General features: G+C 58.3%; 27 protein-coding genes. 14 read left to right on the forward strand and 13 right to left on the reverse strand.

Annotated features, from left to right (window positions below; translation table 11 throughout):
• Positions 1-67: 67 nt before the first annotated feature.
• The gene (coxB, locus tag JIO00_RS00390) at positions 68-1195 is read right to left on the reverse strand and encodes a cytochrome c oxidase subunit II (RefSeq protein ID WP_010465665.1); all 1128 of its coding nucleotides are present in this window, start codon (positions 1193-1195) and stop codon (positions 68-70) included.
• A gap of 372 nt (positions 1196-1567) precedes the next feature.
• Between coxB and JIO00_RS00395 the strand changes: the two genes are divergently transcribed.
• Positions 1568-2218, forward strand: coding sequence for a hypothetical protein (locus JIO00_RS00395; protein WP_010465667.1), 651 nt, complete (start codon positions 1568-1570; stop codon positions 2216-2218).
• A 124-nt stretch (positions 2219-2342) separates the two neighbouring features.
• Here JIO00_RS00395 and JIO00_RS00400 read toward each other — a convergent pair whose 3' ends face one another.
• The 3 genes from JIO00_RS00400 to JIO00_RS00410 all read right to left on the reverse strand — a co-directional run bounded on the left by JIO00_RS00400 (position 2343) and on the right by JIO00_RS00410 (position 5987).
• A complete protein-coding gene (locus tag JIO00_RS00400) occupies positions 2343-3869 on the reverse strand; it encodes a SulP family inorganic anion transporter (RefSeq protein ID WP_010465670.1) in 1527 nt (508 codons plus the stop codon).
• A gap of 84 nt (positions 3870-3953) precedes the next feature.
• Complete coding sequence (locus tag JIO00_RS00405; RefSeq protein WP_010465672.1) at positions 3954-4685, reverse strand: carbonic anhydrase; 732 nt, start codon at positions 4683-4685, stop codon at positions 3954-3956.
• Between the two features lie 243 nt (positions 4686-4928).
• Positions 4929-5987 (reverse strand): PA0069 family radical SAM protein, encoded by a 1059-nt coding sequence (locus JIO00_RS00410; protein ID WP_010465674.1) that lies wholly within the window; start codon positions 5985-5987, stop codon positions 4929-4931.
• Positions 5988-6195: 208 nt separating this feature from the next.
• Between JIO00_RS00410 and JIO00_RS00415 the strand changes: the two genes are divergently transcribed.
• The 4 genes from JIO00_RS00415 (at position 6196) to JIO00_RS00430 (ending at position 8269) form a co-directional block, all read left to right on the forward strand.
• Complete coding sequence (locus JIO00_RS00415) at positions 6196-6498, forward strand: hypothetical protein (RefSeq protein ID WP_010465676.1); 303 nt, start codon at positions 6196-6198, stop codon at positions 6496-6498.
• 137 nt (positions 6499-6635) lie between these two features.
• Entirely contained in the window at positions 6636-6887 is a 252-nt protein-coding gene (locus tag JIO00_RS00420; protein ID WP_077748821.1) for a hypothetical protein, read from the forward strand.
• Positions 6888-7076: 189 nt separating this feature from the next.
• Positions 7077-7382: a hypothetical protein gene (locus JIO00_RS00425; protein WP_010465681.1), complete on the forward strand. Its 306-nt coding sequence runs from the start codon at positions 7077-7079 to the stop codon at positions 7380-7382.
• A gap of 239 nt (positions 7383-7621) precedes the next feature.
• Entirely contained in the window at positions 7622-8269 is a 648-nt protein-coding gene (locus tag JIO00_RS00430) for a phosphatase domain-containing protein (RefSeq protein ID WP_154913650.1), read from the forward strand.
• A 3-nt stretch (positions 8270-8272) separates the two neighbouring features.
• Here JIO00_RS00430 and JIO00_RS00435 read toward each other — a convergent pair whose 3' ends face one another.
• The 3 genes from JIO00_RS00435 to prlC all read right to left on the reverse strand — a co-directional run bounded on the left by JIO00_RS00435 (position 8273) and on the right by prlC (position 12796).
• A complete protein-coding gene (locus JIO00_RS00435) occupies positions 8273-10321 on the reverse strand; it encodes a M3 family metallopeptidase (RefSeq protein WP_010465683.1) in 2049 nt (682 codons plus the stop codon).
• Positions 10322-10433: 112 nt separating this feature from the next.
• Positions 10434-10721 (reverse strand): YheV family putative zinc ribbon protein, encoded by a 288-nt coding sequence (locus JIO00_RS00440; protein ID WP_010465685.1) that lies wholly within the window; start codon positions 10719-10721, stop codon positions 10434-10436.
• The gene (prlC, locus tag JIO00_RS00445; protein ID WP_172962171.1) at positions 10718-12796 is read right to left on the reverse strand and encodes an oligopeptidase A; all 2079 of its coding nucleotides are present in this window, start codon (positions 12794-12796) and stop codon (positions 10718-10720) included. The genes JIO00_RS00440 and prlC overlap by 4 nt, the downstream gene beginning before the upstream one ends.
• A 62-nt stretch (positions 12797-12858) precedes the next feature.
• On the opposite strand from prlC, the gene JIO00_RS00450 reads away from it, so the two are divergent.
• Together JIO00_RS00450 and JIO00_RS00455 are read left to right on the forward strand one after the other, a co-directional pair.
• Positions 12859-13404, forward strand: a complete 546-nt coding sequence (locus JIO00_RS00450) for a gamma carbonic anhydrase family protein (RefSeq protein WP_010465689.1) — start codon at positions 12859-12861, stop codon at positions 13402-13404.
• Positions 13405-13430: 26 nt separating this feature from the next.
• The gene (locus JIO00_RS00455; protein WP_077748820.1) at positions 13431-14081 is read left to right on the forward strand and encodes an HAD family hydrolase; all 651 of its coding nucleotides are present in this window, start codon (positions 13431-13433) and stop codon (positions 14079-14081) included.
• Between the two features lie 99 nt (positions 14082-14180).
• On the opposite strand, the gene JIO00_RS00460 is transcribed toward JIO00_RS00455, so the two are convergent.
• Positions 14181-15257 (reverse strand): aminopeptidase, encoded by a 1077-nt coding sequence (locus JIO00_RS00460; RefSeq protein WP_200667376.1) that lies wholly within the window; start codon positions 15255-15257, stop codon positions 14181-14183.
• 60 nt (positions 15258-15317) lie between these two features.
• Here JIO00_RS00460 and JIO00_RS00465 point away from each other — a divergent pair, with 60 nt between their 5' ends.
• Both JIO00_RS00465 and JIO00_RS00470 read left to right on the forward strand, forming a co-directional pair.
• Positions 15318-15740 carry a PA0061/PA0062 family lipoprotein gene (locus JIO00_RS00465; protein ID WP_077748817.1) on the forward strand — a complete coding sequence of 141 codons (423 nt, stop codon included), beginning with the start codon at positions 15318-15320 and terminating at the stop codon, positions 15738-15740.
• 40 nt (positions 15741-15780) lie between these two features.
• A complete protein-coding gene (locus JIO00_RS00470) occupies positions 15781-16203 on the forward strand; it encodes a PA0061/PA0062 family lipoprotein (RefSeq protein ID WP_200667378.1) in 423 nt (140 codons plus the stop codon).
• Positions 16204-16209: 6 nt separating this feature from the next.
• Here the strand turns inward: JIO00_RS00470 and JIO00_RS00475 are convergent, their stop codons facing one another.
• Together JIO00_RS00475 and JIO00_RS00480 are read right to left on the reverse strand one after the other, a co-directional pair.
• The gene (locus tag JIO00_RS00475; protein ID WP_010465702.1) at positions 16210-16443 is read right to left on the reverse strand and encodes a DUF1161 domain-containing protein; all 234 of its coding nucleotides are present in this window, start codon (positions 16441-16443) and stop codon (positions 16210-16212) included.
• A 193-nt stretch (positions 16444-16636) separates the two neighbouring features.
• Entirely contained in the window at positions 16637-17068 is a 432-nt protein-coding gene (locus tag JIO00_RS00480; RefSeq protein WP_008152515.1) for an OsmC family protein, read from the reverse strand.
• A 242-nt stretch (positions 17069-17310) separates the two neighbouring features.
• On the opposite strand from JIO00_RS00480, the gene JIO00_RS00485 reads away from it, so the two are divergent.
• A complete protein-coding gene (locus JIO00_RS00485) occupies positions 17311-18312 on the forward strand; it encodes an LLM class flavin-dependent oxidoreductase (RefSeq protein WP_010465706.1) in 1002 nt (333 codons plus the stop codon).
• Between the two features lie 64 nt (positions 18313-18376).
• On the opposite strand, the gene JIO00_RS00490 is transcribed toward JIO00_RS00485, so the two are convergent.
• Both JIO00_RS00490 and JIO00_RS00495 read right to left on the reverse strand, forming a co-directional pair.
• A complete protein-coding gene (locus JIO00_RS00490; protein ID WP_010465708.1) occupies positions 18377-18601 on the reverse strand; it encodes a DUF1161 domain-containing protein in 225 nt (74 codons plus the stop codon).
• 123 nt (positions 18602-18724) lie between these two features.
• Positions 18725-18940 (reverse strand): dodecin, encoded by a 216-nt coding sequence (locus JIO00_RS00495; RefSeq protein ID WP_010465710.1) that lies wholly within the window; start codon positions 18938-18940, stop codon positions 18725-18727.
• 156 nt (positions 18941-19096) lie between these two features.
• Between JIO00_RS00495 and JIO00_RS00500 the strand changes: the two genes are divergently transcribed.
• A complete protein-coding gene (locus JIO00_RS00500; RefSeq protein WP_010465712.1) occupies positions 19097-19423 on the forward strand; it encodes a DUF883 family protein in 327 nt (108 codons plus the stop codon).
• Here JIO00_RS00500 and JIO00_RS00505 read toward each other — a convergent pair.
• Entirely contained in the window at positions 19396-20313 is a 918-nt protein-coding gene (locus tag JIO00_RS00505) for a LysR family transcriptional regulator (protein WP_010465714.1), read from the reverse strand. The two genes, JIO00_RS00500 and JIO00_RS00505, sit on opposite strands and share 28 nt — an antisense overlap.
• A 112-nt stretch (positions 20314-20425) precedes the next feature.
• On the opposite strand from JIO00_RS00505, the gene trpB reads away from it, so the two are divergent.
• The 3 genes from trpB (at position 20426) to JIO00_RS00520 (ending at position 23035) form a co-directional block, all read left to right on the forward strand.
• On the forward strand, positions 20426-21646 hold the full coding sequence (gene trpB, locus JIO00_RS00510) for a tryptophan synthase subunit beta (protein WP_010465716.1): 1221 nt from the start codon (positions 20426-20428) through the stop codon (positions 21644-21646).
• Positions 21646-22458, forward strand: coding sequence for a tryptophan synthase subunit alpha (gene trpA / locus JIO00_RS00515; RefSeq protein ID WP_010465718.1), 813 nt, complete (start codon positions 21646-21648; stop codon positions 22456-22458). The genes trpB and trpA overlap by 1 nt, the downstream gene beginning before the upstream one ends.
• Positions 22459-22579: 121 nt before the next feature.
• Complete coding sequence (locus JIO00_RS00520; protein ID WP_083375334.1) at positions 22580-23035, forward strand: anti-virulence regulator CigR family protein; 456 nt, start codon at positions 22580-22582, stop codon at positions 23033-23035.
• Positions 23036-23070 lie beyond the last annotated feature (35 nt).

Below are 23070 nucleotides of genomic sequence, written 5' to 3' on the forward strand. Positions count from 1 at the left end.
AACAGATGGGCTGGGCAGGCCGGGGCGCGCTGCCCCGACCGGTTCCTTGGTTGCGCAATAGAGCGGGTCATTTGCTTTCCGCCTGTTTCAGCTCCAGCACTTCTTTAGGAGTGACCATGTCGCCTTTGTTGTTGCCCCAGGCGTTACGTTCGTAGGTCACCACCGCCGCGATATCGACTTCCGAGAGCTGCTTGCCGAACGCCGCCATCGCGGTACCCGGCTTGCCGTGGTAGACAATGCTCAGGTGACCTTCCTTCGGTCCGGTGGCGATTTTCGAGCCTTTGAGCGCCGGGAACATCGGCGGCAAGCCCTGACCTTCGGCCTGGTGACAGGCGACGCAGGCGGTGTGATAGACCTTGTCGCCGCGCTCCTTGAGCTCGTCGAGGGTCCATTCCTTGCTGGTCAGTTCTTTAAGCTGCAGGGATTCGGCCTTGCGTTCGGCCAGCCATTTTTCGTAATCGGCCTTTTCCTTGACCTCGACCACGATCGGCATGAAGCCATGGTCCTTGCCGCACAGTTCGGCGCACTGGCCACGGTAGATGCCGGGTTTGTCGACGCGGGTCCAGGCTTCGTTGACGAACCCGGGAATCGCATCGCGCTTGACCGCAAAGGCCGGCACCCACCAGGAGTGGATAACGTCGGCGGACGTCACGAGGAAACGCACCTTGGCGCCAATCGGCAGCACTAAAGGCTTGTCGACCTCAAGCAAGTAATGCTCGCCCTTGGTTTCCTTGTTGTGGATCTGGTCGGCAGGGGTCGTCAGGTTGCTGAAGAATTCGACGTCCTGGCCCAGGTATTTGTAGTGCCACTTCCACTGATAGCCGGTGACCTGGATATCGATATCCGGCTCACTGGCGTCGTACATCTTGATCAGGGTTGCCGTCGCAGGAACCGCCATGGCCACCAGAATCAGGAAGGGCACGATGGTCCAGAGGATTTCGACGGTGGTGCTTTCATGAAATTTTGCGGCCACCTGCCCGGTAGAGCGGCGGTGGACCATCATCGACCAGAACATGGCGCCGAAGACGATGATGCCGATCACTACACAGATCCAGAAAATGGTCATGTGCAGGTCAAATACTGCGTGACTGATTTCAGTCGCTCCCGGCGCCATATTCACAGTCCAGGCGGCTTGCGCCTGGCTGAAAATCGACCACAACAGGAGGCCCATCCAGACGTGTGGATGTCGCATCATTGCGGGTTCCCCTTATCGTTCTTGTTATCCCGCCGGCTTTCACCTGCGGCAAGGGAGCGGCTTTTTCAGACTACGAAACTTGAATCGCCGAGCCTTGCTGCGTGTGCAGTCGGGCGTCATCAGCTAACTCCATTCCCACCCGAGTATAGACAGCGACTGCTACCTCGCAACGTGATGGCGTAAATGATCTGAAACAGCTGGGACTTGCGTTCAAGGTCACGAATGGAGAAGGATGCAGACGAGTGGTGGCAAATCGATATAACGGAGGCGTCTCAAGGATGAAACAATTATGACAAATGCGTCTTAGCATTTTTCATAAGCCAGCTAAGTTATGTCTTCCCTATTTCATTGCCTTTGTTTCCTGGAGTTTTCATGAACACCGCCGCATTGCGCGAGCAGATCCAAAAAGCCCAACAACACGAGGCCGAGACCGGCCTGCTGACTCGTCAGCTTGAAACTCAATTGCCACACCTTCACTCCGCCATCCAATTGCCGGATGCCGACGCCAACGGCGTGATGACGCGTTTTGTGGCCGCGTACATAGAGCAAGTGCCGGACCTGCTGGACGCAGCCAATGAAGTCGCCAGGGAAGCGGGTATCGAATCACAGATCAAGCCGGTGCTGACGATCGCCGAGCAGTTCTTCCTCCAGCCACCGGCAATCATGGCCGGTCATGTTGGCCTGGACAGCCTGCTGGATGAAGCCTATCTGGCGCATCGGTTGGTGGAAGAGGTCAATGACCTGTACATCAAGCATTTTGGCCAGCCACTGATCCCCTTGGACATGACGGTCGCCAACCTGATTGCCCACCAACTGATCGGCGAGGATTTTGCCAACCAACTGGATGAGGCGGTGCATCACGCTGTGGATGAGATGCTCAATGAAGACAGTTTCGCGCTGGAGTCCGTGGAGGCCTACCGCGAAAAACTCAACAGCCCGGACACCGGCGCCGCCTGGAAGCGCTGGCCGTGCCTGTCGCGCCAGCTGGGCGTAGGGCTGGAGCTGGATCAGCCGGCGGCTTGATTCTTTAGAATCAGCACCGTCCCCTGTGGGAGCGAGCCTGCTCGCGATTGCGATATGTCATTCAACATTTATGTCGATTGATACACCGCCTTCGCGAGCAGGCTCGCTCCCACATTGGTTACTTCTACGCCGTAGAGCCCACTCCGGAGGTGGTTCGTAAACGCCCCTCCAACCGACGCTTCAACCCCCGCGCTTCAATAATCAGCTTCGACCCCTTGGCCGCATTGGCCCGACCCCATTCCTCAAGCAACTCCAGACACGAGTGATCGATGTAGCTCAGGTTATTGAGCGGCACATGCACCGTCGCGCCTGGGGGAATGGTCCCCAGCACCTGGGTCAGCGCCGGCACCTTGAGAAAGGTTGCGGCCCCCGTCAGTCGTAACTCCATCTCACCGTCGGCCGGCAGGTCGATCAGGCTGATTTTCAACCGCGAGGCCTTCCAGGCCAGTTTGGCCAGGGTCAACCCGAAGCCGATCAGCACGCCGGTCAACAGGTCGGTGAAGATGATTGCCAGCGCTGTCGCGGCGTAGGTGAACATCGGCATCCGGCCATAACGGCCCAGGCCGCGAAAGGCCTTGAGGTCGACCAGTTTGAAACCGGTGTACACCAGCACACCCGCCAGGCTTGCCACCGGAATGCTTTGCAGCACGCTGGACAGCAACAACACGAAAGCCAGCAACCACAGACCGTGGAAGATCGCCGACATTCGCGTGGTGGCGCCAGCCTGGACGTTGGCCGAGCTACGCACGATCACGCCGGTCATGGGCAGCGCGCCAAGCAGGCCGCAGAGCATGTTGCCGACGCCCTGTGCCGACAACTCCCGATCGAAATCGGAGCGCTGGCCGCTGTGCATGCGATCCACCGCCGCGGCGGAGAGCAGGGTCTCGGCGCTGGCGATAAACGCCACGGCAAATGCCGCGATCAATAACGTCGGGTCGGCCAGATTGAGCAAGTCGGCGGGCTTCAGCCAGTCGATGGCTTCTGCCAGGTTGGCCGGGACTTCCACGCGTTTGACCTGCAAGGCGAGCATCAGACTCGCGACTGTCGCCAGGCCTACGCCAAGCAGTGCGCCGGGAATGAAGCGAAGAGAGTGCGGACGGAATTTTTCCCACAGCCACATCACCGCAATCGTCGACAGCCCAAGCAACCCAGCCTGCCAGCCAAGGGAAGGCAAGGCCTGGATCACGGCCGCCGGAAAGGCTGCGAGGTTATCCAGCCCCGAAGGCTTGGGCACGGCGTCCAGCATCACATGCACTTGCGACAACACGATCAGCACGCCAATCCCGGCGAGCATGCCGTACACCACCGCTGGCGCCGTGACCCGAAACCAGCAGCCCAGCTTGAAGCGCCCGGCCATCAGTTGCAGAAAACCCGCCAACAGCAGGATGGGACCGAGCATGGCAACACCATGCTGGCGCACCAGTTCAAAGACCAGCACCGCCAGACCCGCCGCCGGGCCGCTGACTTGCAGAGGCGAACCTGCAAGCCAACCGACGACCAGTCCACCGATGATCCCGGTGATCAAACCCTTGGCCGGCGGCAGGCCCGAGGCGATGGCGATGCCCATGCACAAGGGCAGGGCGACCAGAAACACAACCACGGACGCCAGCAGCTCCCGTGGCAGAACAGCTTTGAGTTGAGCAGCACGCATGGTGACTCTCCCGAAGTTTTCTTCAGGCGTGGCAAAGCCAGGCTGCTTGATCAGCAACCTCGGCTAAACCACACCTGGGAGGATTTAGAAGCGCGCTTTGGGCGTCGCCACGGGGATCGGATGGCTGCCATCAAGCGGCAGGAAACACCCTTTGTCCGCGTCGTAAGCTCTGATTTCGCTGGTTTCGATGTTGTAGATCCAGCCATGGATAAACAGCTGACCGTTAGCCATGCGCGAGGCGACCGAAGGGTGCGTGCGCAAATGCTGAAGCTGGGCGATCACGTTTTCTTCGGTGAGGACATGCATGCTTTCGCTTTCGTCAGCGCAATGGCAGTTTTCCTGGACCATCGATTTCGCCACTTCGGCATGACGCAGCCAGGCTTTGACCGTGGGCATTTTTTCCAGGCTTTGCGGGTTGAGCACGGCGCGCATCGCGCCACAGTCGGAGTGCCCGCAAATGATGATGTGCTGTACGCCGAGGGCCAGGACCGCGTATTCGATGGCCGTGGAAACACCGCCGTTCATCTGCCCATAAGGCGGCACAACGTTGCCGACGTTACGGGTCACGAACAGGTCGCCGGGGGCGCTTTGGGTGATCAGTTCAGGAACGATGCGCGAATCGGCGCAGGCGATAAACATCGCTCGAGGGCTCTGAGCCGTGGCGAGTTTTTTGAAGAGTTCTTCCTGCTGGGGAAAAACTTCGTGATGAAAATGCAAAAAGCCGTCAACGATATGCTTCAGCGCTGCATCGGCGGTTTCCGCCTCGGGTTGGGCTGAAGCCGACGCAGCCAACGGCTGTTTATCCTTGTCACTCATGATTCATCCTCTTTGGCGGAGTCAGGGAATTTTCCCGTTTTGTCCGGTGTGAAGCCAGTGGCTGTTTAAAAAACATCCAGGCCGAAGATCTCGACCCGTCAGTCACTCGATGAACAAGGTATCTGTCGAAACTTAACTCAAACTGAATCAAGCGCTCTAGGACGTGTGTTCCAGGTCACAAAAAACGTGACCAGCCTAATGGCCAAGTGCTTTTCCTCCTACTCAACCATAGGCCAATTGTCCTCAAATCAACGACATCTGGCGACCTGGCGGACAGAAGGCGTCGCAGTCCAGGTTAAAACCTTCGCGATGATTGAGCCCCAACCGTTTGATCGATTTGGCAAAGCGTTGCGCCAACAGATCGGCAAACGGCCCCTCTCCGCGCATTCGGGCTCCGAACCGACTGTCGTAGAGCTCCCCGCCACGGCTTTGGCGGATCAGGCTCAACACATGAGCGGCACGCTGCGGATAGTGGGCGGCCAGCCATTCTTCGAACAGCGGCGCCACTTCCAGCGGCAGCCGCAACATCATATAGGCGGCGCTCTGGGCACCGGCAGCATGGGCTTCGTTGAGCAGGCTTTCGAGTTCGCTGTCGTTGATCATCGGAATCATCGGCGAACACAGCACGCCCACCGGTATCCCGGCTTCGCGCATGACCCGGATGGCACGTAGCCGGGCCTTGGGCGCAGCCGCGCGCGGTTCGAGGATGCGTTTGAGTTCATCGTCGAGGGTGGTGAGGCTGATCATCACCGCCACCAGCCGTTGCTCGGCGAGTTCGGCCAGCAGATCCAGGTCCCGAAGAATCAGCGAGCCCTTTGTAATGATGGTCACCGGATGCCGATAACGCAGTAGCACTTCAAGGGTCTTGCGGGTGATTTTGTGTTCGCGCTCGATCGGCTGGTAGGGATCGGTGTTGGAGCCCAGATTGATCGGCGCGCATTGATAGCCGCGCTTGGACAGCTGTTCTTCCAGCACATCGGCGGCGTTGGTCTTGGCGATCAGTTTGGTTTCGAAATCGAGCCCGGGTGACATGTCCCAATAGGCATGGCTGGGGCGCGCGTAGCAGTAGATGCAACCGTGCTCGCAGCCGCGGTAAGGGTTGATCGAGCGGTCGAAGGGCAAGTCCGGGGAATTGTTGCGGGTGATGATGGTTTTCGCCGTTTCGATGCGCACTTGTGTGCCCTGCGTGACGGGCGCTTCCTGATACCAGCCGTCATCCTCGGCCACCGAGCGATTCGGCGCGAAGCGGTTGTGCGGGTTGGTGGCGGTGCCGCGGCCGCGAGGGGGAATAGGAATGGCCATTTGAGCTCCTGCTAGCTGTATAAATACACAGTATTAGAAGCAACAAGATTTGCCTAGCTCCGTTCGGCGTGTTCTCCAAGGTAGAGGGGACTGGTTGTGTATATACCTGTCATGTTTGACAGTAGACGGGGCAAGAAATACATCCTATGAATAACAAGGCACCGATATCTGGCCGCTGTTTCACGTTTACGTCATAGGAGATTTGGTTATGGAGACGAGTAAAGGGATATTGTTGACGGTACTCGACGTTAATAAAGACGGAGTTCAAGAGGTCAAAATAGAATTTGTTACTCGGGAAACTGACTTCGATCTGGGCTCCGGGAATTTTAGCGACACTATCGTTAATTCATATGCGGTTTTGGTTTCTAAGAAAAATGGCTCGACAACATTCAATAAGGCTTCCGTGCATGGCGATATTGACCAAGATGGAGATATTGATATGGAGGATGAGCAACTGCTTTTTGATCTTGCAAACACAGTCATTAAATTCAAGGCGAGTAGCGGAAATTGAAGGCGCTGAACAGTACTGGATATACAGCCACCTGTCATGTATGACAGTAGACAGCTTGTGAGTGGGCGGCCTACTTTGGGTTGGAGGATTCCAATTCAATGGAACCTCCCTCTCAATTGACTGACTCACGAGGTGTCATGATGGCCGTTAAAGAGATTCGCATTTCCATTGAAGATTTGAACAACGATAAAGTCCCAGAAGTCTTGCTCGAGTTCTATGATAAAAAGAAGGAGCTCGAGTTTTCAACTTCCGTTTCGGCGTCAAAAAAGAAAGGTGTTTACGATAAGGTTGACGTTAAAGGTGACGCCGATGGTGATGGGGATTTCGATCCCGCCGATGATAAAAAATTCATCCGCCTTGCGGCTGCCGCCGCTGAAATGTTGAAGTAAGTATTGGTGAGGCCGTACGGAATGCTCCCTACGGCCTATTTAGTTTTGGATTTGTTGGAGTATTGATGGGTTCTATCAAATATTTGCAATCATGAGAAACACATCGCAAGTGGCGCAATTGTAAACTTCATTAGTAGTATTCGTTTCACGCGAAATTGTCGTGTTTAAAACATTAAAAGGATTTAATGAATGTCGAATTACAATCAGCGCGGTATCTTTCTTCAGCTGTTGCCCGCCTCTATCGTTAGTCCAAAAGAAGTTCGGGTTTCCATGCAGTTTGCGTTAAAGGAGGAGGGTTATGACCCGGAAAACCGCACGAGCACTTACTCCCTGCTGGACTCCAGCACCCGCGAGGCTGTATCGAATGACGGCGGCGTGACCTTCACCATGGGCGCCGCTCGTTCTGATGTGGACGGTGATGGTGACATCGACGCGCAAGACAAGGCCGTTCTGCTGGCCCTGGCGAAAGCTTATTCGAAAATCACTAATCCTTGAGTGCTACTGAACGCAGGCTTGTATAAAAACTGCATGAGTATGGCTTTGAACTAAGCACTTATAAGCGGTGCGAAAATTTCCGTGCCGCTTCTGTGTTATTGAATTGTGTAGGTCGCGCGATGAAAGCAGGATGAACTGTTCGATTCACAATTCTTTGACGGTTGACTCACGGGCCTTTGACCGTTCAGGGCCGAAGCTGTGAGTCATCTATCCACTTCTTCACACACGGTCGTCCGAGCATGTCCTTAACGCGCCTCTTTCCTGTGACGCTCCTGTTGTCGCTGGCCGCACTTTTCAACCTGACGGTGGCCTTCGCTGACGACAGCGCATCGCCCCGCCCGGCGGAATGGGCTCAATCGGTAGAGGCGCAATACAACCTCTACCAAATGACCCCGACGCTTTACCGCAGCGCTTTGCCCGACAGCGGCGCCGTATCGCTGCTGAAGAAACTCAACGTCGCGACCGTCATCAATTTTCTGCCCGAGTCGGATTCAAGCTGGTTGTCCACGCCGGACATTACTCAGGTGCAGCTGCCCTATCGCACCAATCACGTGGATGACGCCCAGGTGCTCAAGGCCCTTCGTGCCATCCAGACCGCCGAATCCCACGGCCCGGTGCTCATGCATTGCAAACATGGTTCGGACCGCACCGGCCTGATGGCGGCGATTTATCGGGTGGTGGTGCAAGGCTGGAGCAAGGAAGACGCCCTGAACGAGATGACCCAAGGCGGCTTTGGTGACAGCACCCATTTCAAGGACGGTGTGCGTTACATGATGCAGGCCGATGCCGACAAGCTTCGGACCGCGCTCGCCAACGGCGATTGCAGCACCAGTCCGTTTGCGGCCTGTTCCATGAAGAGTTGGTTCCAGTCCGCCCACGTCGAATAAGCATCAGTTCAGTGGGCAGCGGCTGCTGGACGGCGTTGCGAAAAAGCTGTCGGCGATCGGTTGTCCGAGGAATTCTTCCAGGGCGACCAATAGCGATCGCGAATCCCCCGGCGAAAAAAAGGCTTCGCGAAAGGCCTTGCCGGTTTGCGGGTTGAATACCCACTCGCGTTGAAACCGTTTGAACACCTCGGTCGCCAGTACACCCGACCATTTGTAGGCGTAAACCGACGCTGCGTACCCGGTCACCAGGTAATCGAAGCTGTTGGCGAACCGACAGTAAGGCGGCAGTTGCAGGTGAGGGATCTCGCGCTGTACGTCGTCGAAGATCTGTTCAACGCTTCGGCCATCGCCTTGGCTGCGGTGCAATTCGAAGTCAAACAACGCGGACATTAACAGCTCTGCGGTTTGCCGGCTGGTCTGGGTCTGGATGGCTGCCAATGCGGTGTCGACTCGCGCTTCGGCCAGGCGCTCGCCGGTCTGGTGGTGAGCGGCCAGCCACAGCAGAAACTCCCCTGACAGGCACCAAAGCTCGAACAATTGCCCGGTGAACTCTGCCGAATCGCGTCCCAGCTGGGTGATACCGGACAGGCGATGGTGAGGCGAGCGGGTCAGAACGTGCTGCAGGCAATGGCCGAACTCATGGAACAAAACCCGCAGGTCCTTATGAGCGAGAAGGCAAGGATGCTCGGCAATTCCGGGCGTGAAGTTGCCATGAAGCACGGCGATCGGCAGCGTCAATCGACCTTCGGCGTTCACCCGTCGATTACGTGGCGTGGCGGTCCAGGCAAAGTCCGGCGCTTCGTCCCGATGAAAAGGGTCGAGGTAAATGTACCCGACGACCTGGCCATGCTCGCTGATTTCAAACAGACGCACGTTGTCATGCCAGCGACTGCACTCTTTCTGTTCGACGATCCGGATGCCAAACATGCGCTCGCTGAACAGGCAGAGCCGCTGCAAAGTCCCGTCCAGTGGAAAGTACGTTCGCAGGTTTTTCAGCGCCCCGCCGAGACGTTGCTGGCGCAATTGTTCGGCGAGAAACTCGTGGTCCCAAGGGGCAACTTCAGTCATGCCGCGCTCAAGCGCAATCGTCTTGAGTTCTTGTGCGTCCTTCTCGAGTTCCGGTGTTGCCTGCACGATTTGCCGCCGCAGGAAACCAGTGACTTGCTCGGTGGACTCGGCCATTTCCGTTACGAGGCTGAGTTGCGCAAAGTTCTCATACCCCAGCAACCTGGCTTTCTGATGACGCATGGACAACAGCAGCTCCAGCACCGGACCATTATCGAATTGCCGGTCGTGGGGGCCTTGATCGGAAGCCCGGGTGGAGTAAGCGACAAAGTATTCTTCGCGCAGGGATCGGTCTTCGGCATAGGCCATGACACGAGTGTAGGTGTCCTGGTCCAGACGCATCAGCCAGCCGTCGTGCCCTGCCTGTTGCGCGTTGACTGCCAGACGCTCCAGTGTCGCCGCAGACAAACCGCGCAACTGCGAGACGTCATCGATGCGCTTGCTCCAGGCTGCGCTGGCGCCTTCCAGGTTGGTCAGGAACAGGCTTTGCAGCACCCCGATGTCGCGATTCAGCCGGGCCAGCGTCTGCTGTTGTTCGATGGGCAAGTCGATGCCGGACAAGCGAAACCGGCGCAGAATTTTGTTCAAAACCGCTTTGCGCGGTTCATCGTAATTCGCCGCAGCGGGACTTTGCGCCAGCCGCTGATAAGCCCGGAACAGTGCGTGATTACCCATCTTTTCAGATTTGTACTGCGCAGCGGCATCGCGGCAAGTCCCGCTGGCTGCGTCCCAGGCCTTACCCTCATGTTTCACCATTGAAAGGGTTTCGATGACGCCCATGGCCTCATCCAGACGCGCATCGGTTTCATCAACGGCCAATACCAGATCATCCCAGTTCGGGGTCGTGGATTGGCTCGCGATAATCCCGGCAATGGCCTTGCGGTTGTCGGCAACAAGGGTGTCGATGGCATGCACCAGGTGCTCGGCGCGAATGTCCGGCCAGGGCGGCAGGTCCCAGTGTTGTAGCAGCGGATTGTTATCAGGCATGGCGTCTTCCTTGAGTAGGGCTGAAGGATTCAGCCTAAGGAAGAAGCGCGGGGGAAGGGTGGTAAATAGATACCACCTTCCACCCGGTCTAAGGGTGGAAGGTGATGTTGACTCAATGGTGCTCGTCAGGCTTCTTCTTCAGCTTCGGGTTCGGGAAGAACTGCACCGCCTGAACCTTGGCGTCCGGCACCTTGAGCGCCGAAGTGTTGACCCGCGTGCCCAATTCCTTGGGCACCGACAGACCTTGTTCATTGAGCGTATCCGAATAACCGCAGGCCACGCATTCGCGATGCGGGACCTCGTCTTCGTTCCACATCATCAATTTGTCCGGCTCGCTACAGGCCGGGCAGACCGCCCCGGCGATAAAGCGTTTCTTCGTGATCACAGGCCCCTCGCTCATGCTGCCGCGTCCTCACTCAGGCCGCTATGGCGCAAGAGTGCGTCAATCGATGGCGCACGGCCACGGAAGTCGACGAACAGCACCATGGGTTCCTGCGAACCGCCACGCGCCAGAATCGCTTCGCGGAACGCACGACCTGTTTCGGCATTGAGCACGCCGTCTTCTTCGAACTTCGAGAAGGCGTCGGCCGACAGCACTTCAGCCCACTTGTAGCTGTAGTAACCCGCTGCGTAACCGCCGGCGAAGATGTGGGCGAAGCTGTTCGGGAAGCGGTTGTAGGCCGGTGGACGCATGACCGAGACCTCGTCACGCACACCTTCGAGTACTTGCAGCACGCTGCGACCGTCGCCGTGGGTGGCGTGCAGTTCGAAGTCGAACAGCGAGAACTCGAGTTGGCGCACCATCATCAGGCCGGACTGGAAGTTCTTCGCCGCGAGCATTTTCTCCAGAAGATCCTGAGGCAGCGGCTCGCCGGTTTCGTAGTGACCGGAGATCAGCGCCAGGCCTTCCGGCTCCCAGCACCAGTTTTCCATGAACTGACTTGGCAGCTCCACCGCATCCCAGGCCACGCCGTTGATGCCGGACACGCCGGCGTGTTCTACGCGGGTCAGCAGGTGATGCAGGCCGTGACCGAATTCGTGGAACAGGGTGGTCACTTCATCGTGGGTCAGCAGGGCCGGTTTGCCGCTGTCGGCTGGGGTGAAGTTGCACACCAGATTGGCCACCGGGCTTTGCAGCACGCCGCTGATGGTGCGGCGACGGTCACGGGCGCCGTCCATCCAGGCACCGCCGCGTTTGTTGGCGCGGGCATAGAGGTCGAAGAAGAAGCGGCCGACGTGCTGGCCGTTTTCCTTGATTTCGAACAGGCGAACATCCGGGTGCCAGGCGTCGAAGCCTTTCAGTTCGGCGATCTCGATGCCGTACAGGCGCTGGACGATAGCGAACAGGCCGCCCAGCACTTTGTCGATCGGGAAGTAGGCGCGCAGTGCTTCCTGGGCAACGCTGTAACGTTGTTCGCGAAGCTTTTCGCCGTAGAAACCGCTGTCCCAGCTTTGCAGGTCCGGGCAGCCTTGTTCGGCGGCGTAGGCCTTGAGCTGTTCCAGGTCCTGGGCGGCGAACGGTTTGCTGCGTTTGGCCAGATCGCGCAGGAAGCTGAGGACCTGATCGCTGGATTCAGCCATTTTGGTGGCCAGGCTCAGTTCCGAGAAGCTGGCGAAGCCGAGCAGCTTGGCCAGTTCCTGACGCAGGTCGAGGATTTCTTCCATGACCGGGCCGTTATCGTTCTGACCGGCGTTCGGGCCTTGGTCCGACGCACGGGTGCAATAGGCGGCGTAGACTTCTTCGCGCAAGGCACGGTCCTGGGCGTAGGTCATCACCGCGTAATAGCTCGGGAATTCCAGGGTGATGAGGAAGCCATCCAGATCTTTGGCCTGGGCTGCGGCGGCCATTTGCGCCTTGGCCGAATCGGTGAGGCCGGCGAGGGCGGCTTCATCGGTCACGTGCTTGGTCCAGGCTTGAGTCGCGTCGAGCAGCTGGTTGGAGAAGCGGCTGCCCAGCTCCGACAATTTGCTTTGCACTTCGGCGTAGCGCTTCTGCTCGGCGTCCGGCAGATCGATACCCGACAGACGGAAGTCTCGCAGGGCGTGTTCCAGGATGGTTTTCTGCGCCACGTCGAAACCGGCGGCTTCCGGGCTGTTGGCCAAGGCTTCGAAGGCCTCGAACAGTTCACGGTTCTGGCCCAGCTCGGTGGAGTAGGCGCTCAAGGCCGGCAGGCAGGACTCGTAGGCTTCGCGCAATTCGGCGCTGTTGCACACGGCATTGAGGTGGCTGACCGGGCTCCAGGCGGCGCCCAGACGATCATTGAGTTCGTCCATCGCCAGCACCAGGCCGGCCCAGGTCGGTTGTTTGCCCTGGCTGTTGAGGATCTCGATAATGGCGGCACGGTTGTCAGCCAGGATCTGTTCAATGGCCGGTTGTACGTGTTCGGCCCGGATCGCCGAGAAGGGCGGCAGGTCGTAGGACTGCAAAAGAGGGTTGTTCACGCTCACGGTTGGCACCTTGGCTGGAAGAAACATGGGGCCATCTTAATTACAATCGACGCTCACCGCAGCTATCAGCAAAAGAGAGAGAGCCTATCGTGACCCTTCGCAAGTATCAGAACCACACGCCGCTACTGGGTAAAGGCGCTTTTGTCGACGGCTCGGCGGTGGTGATCGGCGACGTTGAAATCGGCGAAGACAGCTCTGTCTGGCCGCTGACGGTGATCCGTGGCGACATGCACCGCATCCGTATCGGTGCGCGCACCAGCGTTCAGGATGGCTGCGTGCTGCACATCACGCATGCCGGGCCGTTCAATCCCGATGGCTTTCCCTGCTTGATCGGAGACGACGTGACCATTGCCCATAAGGTCATGCTGCATGGCTGCAGTGTCGGCAACCGGATTCTGATCGGCATGGGCAGCATCGTCATGGATGGTGCGGTGATCGAGGACGATGTGATTGTCGGCGCCGGCAGTCTGGTGCCGCCGGGCAAGCGTCTGGAAAGCGGCTTCCTGTATGTGGGCAGCCCGGTGAAACAAATCCGCCCGCTGACGGACAAGGAAAATGCCTTTTTCACCTATAGCGCGGCGAACTACGTGAAGCTCAAGAATTTGCATCTGGCTGAAGGCTACGACCAGCTCTGACCCTGCGCCCTTATTCAGGATTCAAAATGCATTACCAAACCGTTTTGTTTGATCTCGATGGGACCCTGACCGATCCGCGCGAGGGCATCACCCGTTCGATCCAGTTCGCCCTGAGCAAACTGGGGATCGATGAACCCGACCTGACCAAGCTCGAACACTTCATCGGCCCGCCGTTGTTGCAGGCGTTCATGCAGTTCTACGACTTCGACGAGCCCAAGGCCTGGGAAGCGGTGAATTTCTACCGCGAACGCTTCAAGGTCACAGGCCTGTACGAGAACCGTGTGTACGACGGCGTCACACCGCTGCTGGAAACCCTCGGCGGGCAGGGGCGACAGTTGTTCATCGCAACCTCAAAGCCGTGGGTGTTCGCCCGGGAAATCGCCCGGCACTTTGACTTCGCCAGGCACTTCAAGGTGATTTACGGTAGCGAACTGGACGGGACACGCACCAACAAAGTCGAGTTGATTGCCCACCTGATGGCCGAAGAAGGCCTGGACCCGGCCAACACCCTGATGATCGGCGACCGCAAACACGACCTGATCGGCGCGCGCAGCAATGGGCTGGATGCGGTGGCGGTCGGTTATGGGTTTGGCAGCCGGGAAGAATTGAGCGCAGAAGCACCGGCCTATCACTTTGAGACGCTGGAGGAGATGCATCAGGCGTTTTTGCGGCGTTGATCAGTACGCCTTCGCGGGCAAGCCTCGCTCCTACAAAAGCAACATAGACCCCGTAGGAGCGAGGCTTGCCCGCGAAGAGGCCCGCCCAGCCACCAGATTTTATGACCCCGTCAAAGCCTTCAGCGCTACCTTGCGCTCAACCACTGGCAACGCACCAAGCTGCTCGACGGCGGCATAAAACTTCAGCCAGTCCCCACCCTCCTGCCTGAACAACGCCGCAAACGCCGGCACCCATTGGTCATACAACCCAAACGGCAACAACCGGGCGTTGTTCATTGGCGCTTTGATCCACGCGTCATAGCGTTTATCCCCGGCCCATTGGCTATCGCGCAGCTGTCGATAGTCATGGCGCAGACGTTCGAATTCCGCCGCTTTGCGTTGGCGCATCTGGTCGGCGGGCAGTGGCAGGGCGTAGAGATTTTCAAGCCGCGTGCGCGCATCCAGAACCAATTGAATAAATTGGTCTCGATGCTGCGCCTGCGCGCCATTGTCCGCTGCCAGACCGCGTGATGCCCGCCATTGCCGGGTGCCTTCCTGCTCGACGAAGGTGGCGAAGGACTCGTTGAACTCGGTGTCGTCCTTCACATAAAAGCGCTGGTGCGCGAGCTCGTGAAAGATCAGCGTTGCCAGCCGCTCGTCGCCCCAACCCATCATTGAGCTGAGAATCGGATCGTTGAACCAGCCGAGCGTCGAATAGGCCTCGACGCCGCCAATGGACACGTCCATACCTTTCAGGCGTTGCAAGGCCGCTTCGCCGCGGGCAGCACTCTGGCTGTAGTAACCGCGATAGGCGACGCAACCGGCGATAGGGAAGCAATGGTTTTGTGCTGTCAGGGAAAATTCCGGCGTGGCAAAGACGTTCCAGACCACGAACGGCCGGCCAATGTCGGCGTACAGACGGTAGCTCTGGTTATCCGGCAGATGCAGCTGTTGGCTGGCGAATGTCCGGGCCTTTTGCGACTGGGTCAGGTGCGCACGCAGCATCGGATCGCGAGACGGATCGGCAAGCACCTGGGCCACCGGCTCCCTGGCCCGCAGCAATTGCAGCTGACCGCTGGCCAACTGGCTGTAATAGCTGACGCTGGCGCAGCCGCTGAGGAATAAAAGCAACATACCCGGAAACAAAATCCGCAAAACGCGATCAAGTAACCCAAGGCTTGGAAGCGGCCTGATCAAAATAAAATCATCCCTGGAGAGTCTGCCCGCAAGACTATCCCGCCTGACTGGAGCTCCGCTATGCGCAAATTGATGCTGACGGGAGGCTTGTTGATGCTGACCGGCTGTGCCGGTTTCGGTTTACCTCACCATGATCCGTCGCAAGCATGGATCGAACTGGACTCACAGCAAGAAGACACCGCCCTGCAAGCGCTGGAAGTCGATGACAAGGCCTCTACCGACAAGCGGTATTTCGAGGTGCATCCGGGCCGTCATGAGCTGACGGTGCGCTACCAGTTTGCGGTCCAGCCCACCAACATCGGCCCCGACGCCGAGCCGCTGTGGCGTGACTGCCAGTTAAACGTGAAATTCAACGACTTCAATGCCGGTGAGCGATATCAGCTGCAAGCGGGGAATATCGGCTTCCGGCCATGGGCAAAGCTCTATGATCAACAGCGAAAAGTGATTGGCCAAGGCACGCCGGCTGGCTGCCAAAGCAGCTGATCGGCGCTATGCTGAATGACCATCCTTTGGGACATTCATCATGCGCAGATTGATGCTGTTGCTCGCGGCAGGCGTGGTTGCCGGCTGCCAGAGTCCGTTACCGGCGGTAAATCCGCAGATGGCCTGGATCGACTTCTCGACGCCATTCCCCAACGACAGGTTGCTGATGGCAGAGCGACTGGACAAACAGCGATTGCGTGACGGGCGTTTTTTCCAGGTGACGCCCGGCAGCCATGAGCTGGTCGTCAGGTTCGACTTTGAGGTGCCCGGTGGTGGGGGCATGAACATGATGAACACCCCTACGGAACGGCTGTGCTACCTGACCGTCAACTACGATCATTTCGAAGCCGGCCAGCGTTATGTGCTGGAAGGCCGTTCGATCGCCTTCACCCCAAGCGCCCGACTGTTCAACGCAAAGCGGGAGATCGTCGCTGAAGATCGGCAGACCAATTGCGTCCCGTGAGGTGAATCAGCGGTCGTTTTTCTGGTAGATGATTTTCTTTGTGCCGTTTTCACAGCTGCCGACGACCATGTTCTGATCGTGGACTTCGTCATTGGTGACGATTTCCAGGGTGTAGGACGAGACGTTATTGGCCTGGATCTTGGCCTCGATCTCGGCCTTGAGTTCTTCACAGGATTTCGGTGCCGCCAGGGCCGAAGTGGCCAGCGTGCAACCGATAATCGCCAAGGCAAAACGTTTCATGGTTGAAGCTCCCTTGAGGCCGCGCGCAGTTTTTGCGCTTGAGCGGCTGTCATTTATTCGACCACAGTTTTGCAAAGCGAGTTCTGACACCGCTCACAAAGCGCAGCTTTATCGTTGGAATCGTGTTGTTTACAAGTTCGCCTTCGCGAGCGGGTCGGGTCGCGAAGGCGTCAGTACATTCAGCGCCTGATCATCAGCTGACCAACGTCGCATCCAGGCTGATTTTCGCATTCAGCACTTTGGACACCGGGCAGCCTTCTTTGGCCTTGTTGCTCAGCTCCTCGAACTGCGCCTGAGTCGCCCCGGGGATTTTCGCCTTGAGGATCAATTTCACCGCAGTGATCGCAAAACCACCGTCGACTTGATCCAGGGTCACTTCAGCATTGGTATCGATGCTGTCAGCCTTGAGCCCGGCATCACCCAGGATCATCGAAAACGCCATCGAGAAACATCCCGCATGCGCCGCGCCGATCAGCTCTTCCGGATTGGTGCCTTTGCCGCCTTCGAAACGAGCCTTGAAGCCGTAGGGCGCTTCTCTGAGTACACCGGTTTCAGTAGAGATCGAGCCGATGCCGGTTTTCAGATCGCCTTCCCAATGAGCCGATGCTTTCTTCGTAATAGCCATGTCTGCCTCCTCAAGATCCGGTGCGAGCGTCGCACCTTCGTGGTTTTCGGTTGCTAGGGTTCTGAGGGTAGACGGTTGTGCAAAGTTCACCTCATCTCATAAAGTCCTACTGCTTTCGTAGGATTTTTTGGCCTGGCTATTGAATCTCGGGTATATGCCCTCATTGCATGAAGCACGCTTATAGATTCGGCAGGTTTTCGTTCGCAAGAAAAACCTGCGCCCACCATTGGAGAAGCAGGCTTATGAAACGACTGTCCGATATCAAGTTTTCGACCCTTGATCTGGTGCCCGTACGCGAGAACGGCAGCGCGGCCCAGTCGCTGCGTAATTCCCTGGACCTGGCGCAGCATGTCGAAAAATTAGGCTATACCCGCTTCTGGGTCGCCGAACACCACAACATGGACGGCATCGCCAGTTCGGCCACCTCGGTATTGCTCGGCTACCTGGCCGGTGGCACGTCGACCATTCGTGTCGGCTCCGGCGGCGTGATGCTGCCCAACCACGCGCCGCTGGTGATCGCGGAGCAATTCGGCACACTCGAAAGCCTGTATCCAGGCCGGATAGATCTGGGTTTGGGGCGCGCCCCCGGTTCCGATCAAATGACTGCACGCGCCCTGCGTCGCGAACGTTCCGGCAGCGCCGACGAGTTTCCGGAAGATGTTACGGAGCTGATGCGATATCTCGGCCCACGCACGCCTGACCAGCGAATCATCGCCATGCCGGGCACCGGCACCAATGTCCCTGTCTGGTTGCTGGGCTCCAGCCTGTTCAGTGCACAATTGGCCGGTGAGCGCGGTTTGCCCTACGCCTTCGCCTCGCATTTCGCACCGCGCTTCATGCACGAGGCGATTCGCGTCTACCGTAATCACTTCAAGCCTTCGGCGGTGCTGGATAAGCCGTATGTGATGCTCGGTGTGCCGCTGGTCGCCGCTGACACGGACGAGCAGGCGGATTACCTGGCGACATCGGTCTATCAGCGCATCCTGGCGTTGATGCGTGGCCAAAGCCTGGTGCAGCGTCCGCCGGTGAAAACCATGGATGGCCTGTGGCTGCCCCATGAGAAAGAAGCCGTCGGCGATTTCCTCGGTCTGGCGATGGTGGGCAGCCCGCAGAAGATCCGCGCCAAGCTTGAAGTGCTGATCGAGCAGACTCAGGCGGACGAGCTGATTTTCACCTGCGACCTTTACGAACATGCGGATCGGGTGCATTCCTATGAGCTGCTGGCGCAGGTCATGAAGGGCTGAGGCGCCGACGCCGCCACACAAAAAAGCCGACGCATTGCGTCGGCTTTTTGATTTGTAAGGGACATCAGTCTTTCTTGTAGACGATTGCCTTGGTGCCCTTTTCACAGGTACCGACGACTGTTCCGCCGGCCTCAGCGCCTTTATCGACGATTTCCAGTGAATAGCCGGCAACGCCCTTGACATCCAGTTTTGCTGCGATTTCGGCTTTCAGCTCTTCGCACGATTTGCCGTCAGCAAAGGCTGTTCCTGCAAGGCTCAACAAACCTACCGCTAAAATAAAATACTTCATCTGTCGCATTCCCTGGTCGGATCAAAGGGAGCATCCAGCCATCAGCCGGAGGCACTCATGTAGCGCTTTGCCATTTCCCTATGGCATTCGGCCAGCGCGCAAGTTCAGGAGACTAGCTCAAACTCAGCTGCTGGCAATCCGGAACCCGACTTTGAGCGTCACCTGAAAGTGCGCGGCCTTGCCATCCTTGATGTGCCCGCGGGTTTCGGTCACTTCAAACCATTCCAGGTGCTTGATGCTCTTATTGGCTTCGGCCAGCGCGTTATTGATGGCGTCCTCAATGCTGCTGGTGGACGAGCCAACCAATTCGACTTTCTTGTAGGTGTGATGGTCAGTCATGGCGTTCTCCTTGGGTGTGAAATACAGCCTAGCAGTGATTTTTCGTATTACTTCTGTCGGCTAATGCCATGCAGAAGTTCAGATTTACTGCACTTTCTCGAACCGTTGAAGTCCCAACCAACACACGCTACTCATCATCAATGAAGGAGAGCCACCATGGCCAACACCTCTTTACGTAAAGCCTCATTGCAAAGCATGGAAGCCGAGATCGAGAGTCTGCTGAAATCTTTGGAAAATCTGAAAGACGACGCCTCGGACGAGTCGCGTAAAACCCTCAAAGCGCTGAAAGGCAACGCCGAGAACGCGCTGAAACATTCGCGCCATCTGCTCAGCGATGCGTATGAGGAAGTCAAAGTCAAAACCCGCGAAACCGGGATTGCCACTCGGGACTACGCCCAGGAACACCCTTGGACTACTGCGGGCGTCGCTGTCGGCGCACTGGGTCTGCTTGCGGCTTATCTGCTGTTCAAGCGCGGCGACTGATCGGTTTGGTGCAGCTCGGCCTTGAGCCACTGCGCCAACTGTCGAGCGCGCCCGTCCGCGGCGCGCTTGGGTAGCCACAAGGCCAGTTGCGCCGGGGTTTCACTGAATCCCCAGGGCGCAACCAGGCGACCGGCCTTCAAGTCCTCAGCCACCAGCGGCTCAGGCGCAATCGCCACCCCCAGCCCCGCTACGGCTGCTTCCAGCAAATAATACAAATGCTCGAAACTTTGACCGTACTTCAACGCCTTGGCGTCGAGGCCACTTTGCTGTGCCCAGCTCGGCCAAGCCTGTGGGCGCGAGGTGGTGTGCAGCAAGGGTTCGTTCAATAACGCTGTGGCCTGCGCAGCTTGCAGCCTTTCATAACCCGCGAAACGCGGGCTCATCACCGGGCCGATTCGTTCGCTGGCCAACTCATAGACTTGCATGTCCGCCGGCCATGGCGGCTCGGCAAACACCAGCAGGGCATCGAGCCCCGGCCGTCGCGGATCGAGATCGCCTTCCCCGGCCGACAGGTGCAGGCGCAGGTCGGGCAAGTCCGCGTTCAGTCGTCCCAGGCGTGGAATAAACCAGCGCGCCAACAAACTGCCCGAGCAACCCAAAACAAATGGAGCGTCAGCGGTGCTTTGGGTCAGCTCTGCGCAAACGGTGCGTAGACGTTCAAAGGCCTCACCGCTGGCATCGCGCAAACGCACGCCGGCATCTGTGAGTTTCAGGCCGCGTCCATCCTTGATGAACAGGCTCACACCGAGGTGTTCTTCGAGCACCTTGAGTTGTCGGCTGACCGCGCCATGAGTGACGTGCAGCTGTTCGGCAGCCTGACTGACGCTGTTCAGCCGTGCCGTGGCTTCAAAGGCGCGAAGGGCGTTGAGCGGGGGAAGGTCGTGGCTCATGGGATCTGTGAGTTTTCCTGACAGGTTGTGGCGATCTTATCGGTTTTCAGGCTGGGACGTCAGGGGTAGAGTGACCGTCATTGTCATCTCACGAATCCCACTGGAGCGACCCATGACCCAGACTAATCTGCGCAACGGCCCCGACGCCAACGGCCTGTTTGGCTCGTTCGGCGGCCGTTACGTCGCTGAAACCTTGATGCCGTTGGTGCTCGACCTGGCCCGTGAATACGAATTGGCCAAGGAAGATCCAGCATTCAAAGAAGAATTGGCCTACTTCCAACGGGACTACGTCGGACGTCCAAGCCCGCTGTACTACGCCGAACGCCTGACCGAATTCTGCGGCGGCGCAAAGATTTATCTGAAACGCGAAGAGCTGAACCACACCGGCGCGCACAAGATCAACAACTGCATCGGCCAGATCCTGCTGGCGCGGCGCATGGGCAAGAAACGCATCATTGCCGAGACCGGCGCCGGCATGCACGGCGTGGCGACGGCGACCGTGGCTGCACGTTTCGGCCTGGATTGCGTGATCTACATGGGCACCACCGACATCGAACGTCAGCAGGCCAACGTGTTCCGCATGAAACTGCTGGGCGCCGAAGTGATCCCGGTGGTCGCCGGGACTGGCACCCTGAAAGACGCGATGAACGAAGCGTTGCGTGACTGGGTGACCAATGTCGACAGCACCTTCTACCTCATCGGCACCGTGGCCGGTCCGCACCCTTATCCAGCGATGGTTCGCGACTTCCAGTCTGTTATCGGCAAAGAAACCCGTACTCAACTGCAAGCCCAGGAAGGTCGTCTGCCGGACAGCCTGGTGGCGTGCATCGGTGGCGGTTCCAACGCCATGGGCCTGTTTCACCCGTTCCTCGATGACAAAAGCGTCGAAATCATTGGCGTGGAAGCCGCCGGTTACGGCATTGAAACCGGTAAGCATGCCGCCAGCCTGAACGGCGGTGTTCCGGGTGTGCTGCACGGCAACCGTACTTTCCTGTTGCAGGACGACGATGGCCAGATCATCGACGCCCACTCGATCTCGGCCGGCCTCGACTATCCAGGCATCGGCCCGGAACACGCTTGGTTGCATGACATCGGCCGCGTTCAGTACACCTCGGTGACCGACGACGAAGCCCTCGATGCGTTCCACAAATGCTGCCGCCTGGAAGGGATTATTCCGGCACTGGAAAGCGCCCACGCCTTGGCCGAAGTGTTCAAGCGCGCACCGACCCTGCCCAAAGATCACCTGATGGTGGTCAACCTGTCCGGTCGTGGCGACAAAGACATGCAAACCGTGATGCACCACATGGAACAATCGAAGCAGGAGAAACACTGATGAGCCGCCTGCAAACGCGCTTTGCCGAACTCAAGGAACAGAATCGCGCCGCCCTGGTGACCTTCGTCACCGCTGGCGACCCGAGCTATGACACGTCCCTGGCGATCCTCAAAGGCTTGCCCGGTGCGGGTGCCGATGTGATCGAGTTGGGCATGCCCTTCACCGATCCAATGGCCGATGGCCCGGCCATCCAGTTGGCCAACATCCGCGCCCTTGGCGCCAAGCAGAACCTGGCGAAAACCCTGCAAATGGTTCGCGAGTTCCGTGAAGGCAATACCGAGACGCCGCTGGTGCTGATGGGGTATTTCAACCCGATCCACATGTACGGCGTGCCGCGCTTCATCGCCGACGCCAAGGAGGCCGGTGTTGATGGTTTGATCGTGGTCGACCTGCCGCCGGAGCATAACGGTGAGCTGTGCGAGCCGGCGCAGGCCGCCGGACTGGATTTCATCCGCCTGACCACGCCGACAACCGACGATGTGCGCCTGCCGACTGTTCTGAACGGCAGCTCTGGCTTCGTCTACTACGTGTCGGTTGCCGGTGTGACCGGGGCGGGCGCGGCGACGCTGGAACACGTTGAAGAAGCGGTTGCTCGTCTGCGTCGCCACACCGACCTGCCGATCAGTATCGGTTTCGGCATTCGTACACCGGAGCAAGCGGCGTCCATCGCGCGTCTGGCCGATGGTGTGGTGGTGGGTTCGGCATTGATCGACCACATCGCCAATGCCTCAACGCCGGCGCAGGCGGTTGATGGCGTGCTGAGCCTTTGCTCGGCGTTGGCTGAAGGCGTGCGTAAGGCCCGCGTCAGCTGAAGGTAAAGTTCCTGATACAGAGGAATTAGAGCCTCGCGGCACAGACTAAACAGCAAGACCGAGGGCTTCAGGACTACGTTCTGAAGCCCTTTTTGCTGTGTGTGCAGTGAGGAAAGACCTGATGAAAATGCCGAAACGTCTGATTGCCAGCCTGGGCGTGCTGATGCTCAGTGCCACGCCGCTGCTGCATGCGAGCGCCGATCAGCGCGACGATCACGACCGCGGCGGCCCGCCGCAGGGCCATTACGATAACCGTGGTGACAACCATGGCGATGACCACCGTGGCCCGCAGGACAATCATCGCGGCGGCCCTCCGCCACGGGACTTCGGCCCGGTGCGCCAGACTATTCACGATAACCACGGCTATTTTGTACGCGGGGCACCCCCTCCTCCAGGTGTTCATCTGGTGCGTGGTCGACCATTGCCTCACGGCTATTACGGTGAGCGTCTGGATAATCGTGCCTTGGGGCGGCTGCCGCATTACCCGGGCTACGAATGGCGCCGTGCAGGGGGCGACATTGTGCTGATCGCCGTGGGCACCGGGATCGTCTATGAAATTCTGGAAGGGGTGCTTTGATTTAACGTGCAGGCAAAGAAGGCGTCATGGATCAT

The organism is Pseudomonas sp. SW-3 (genome assembly GCF_016615645.1).
Lineage (GTDB): Bacteria > Pseudomonadota > Gammaproteobacteria > Pseudomonadales > Pseudomonadaceae > Aquipseudomonas > Aquipseudomonas mandelii.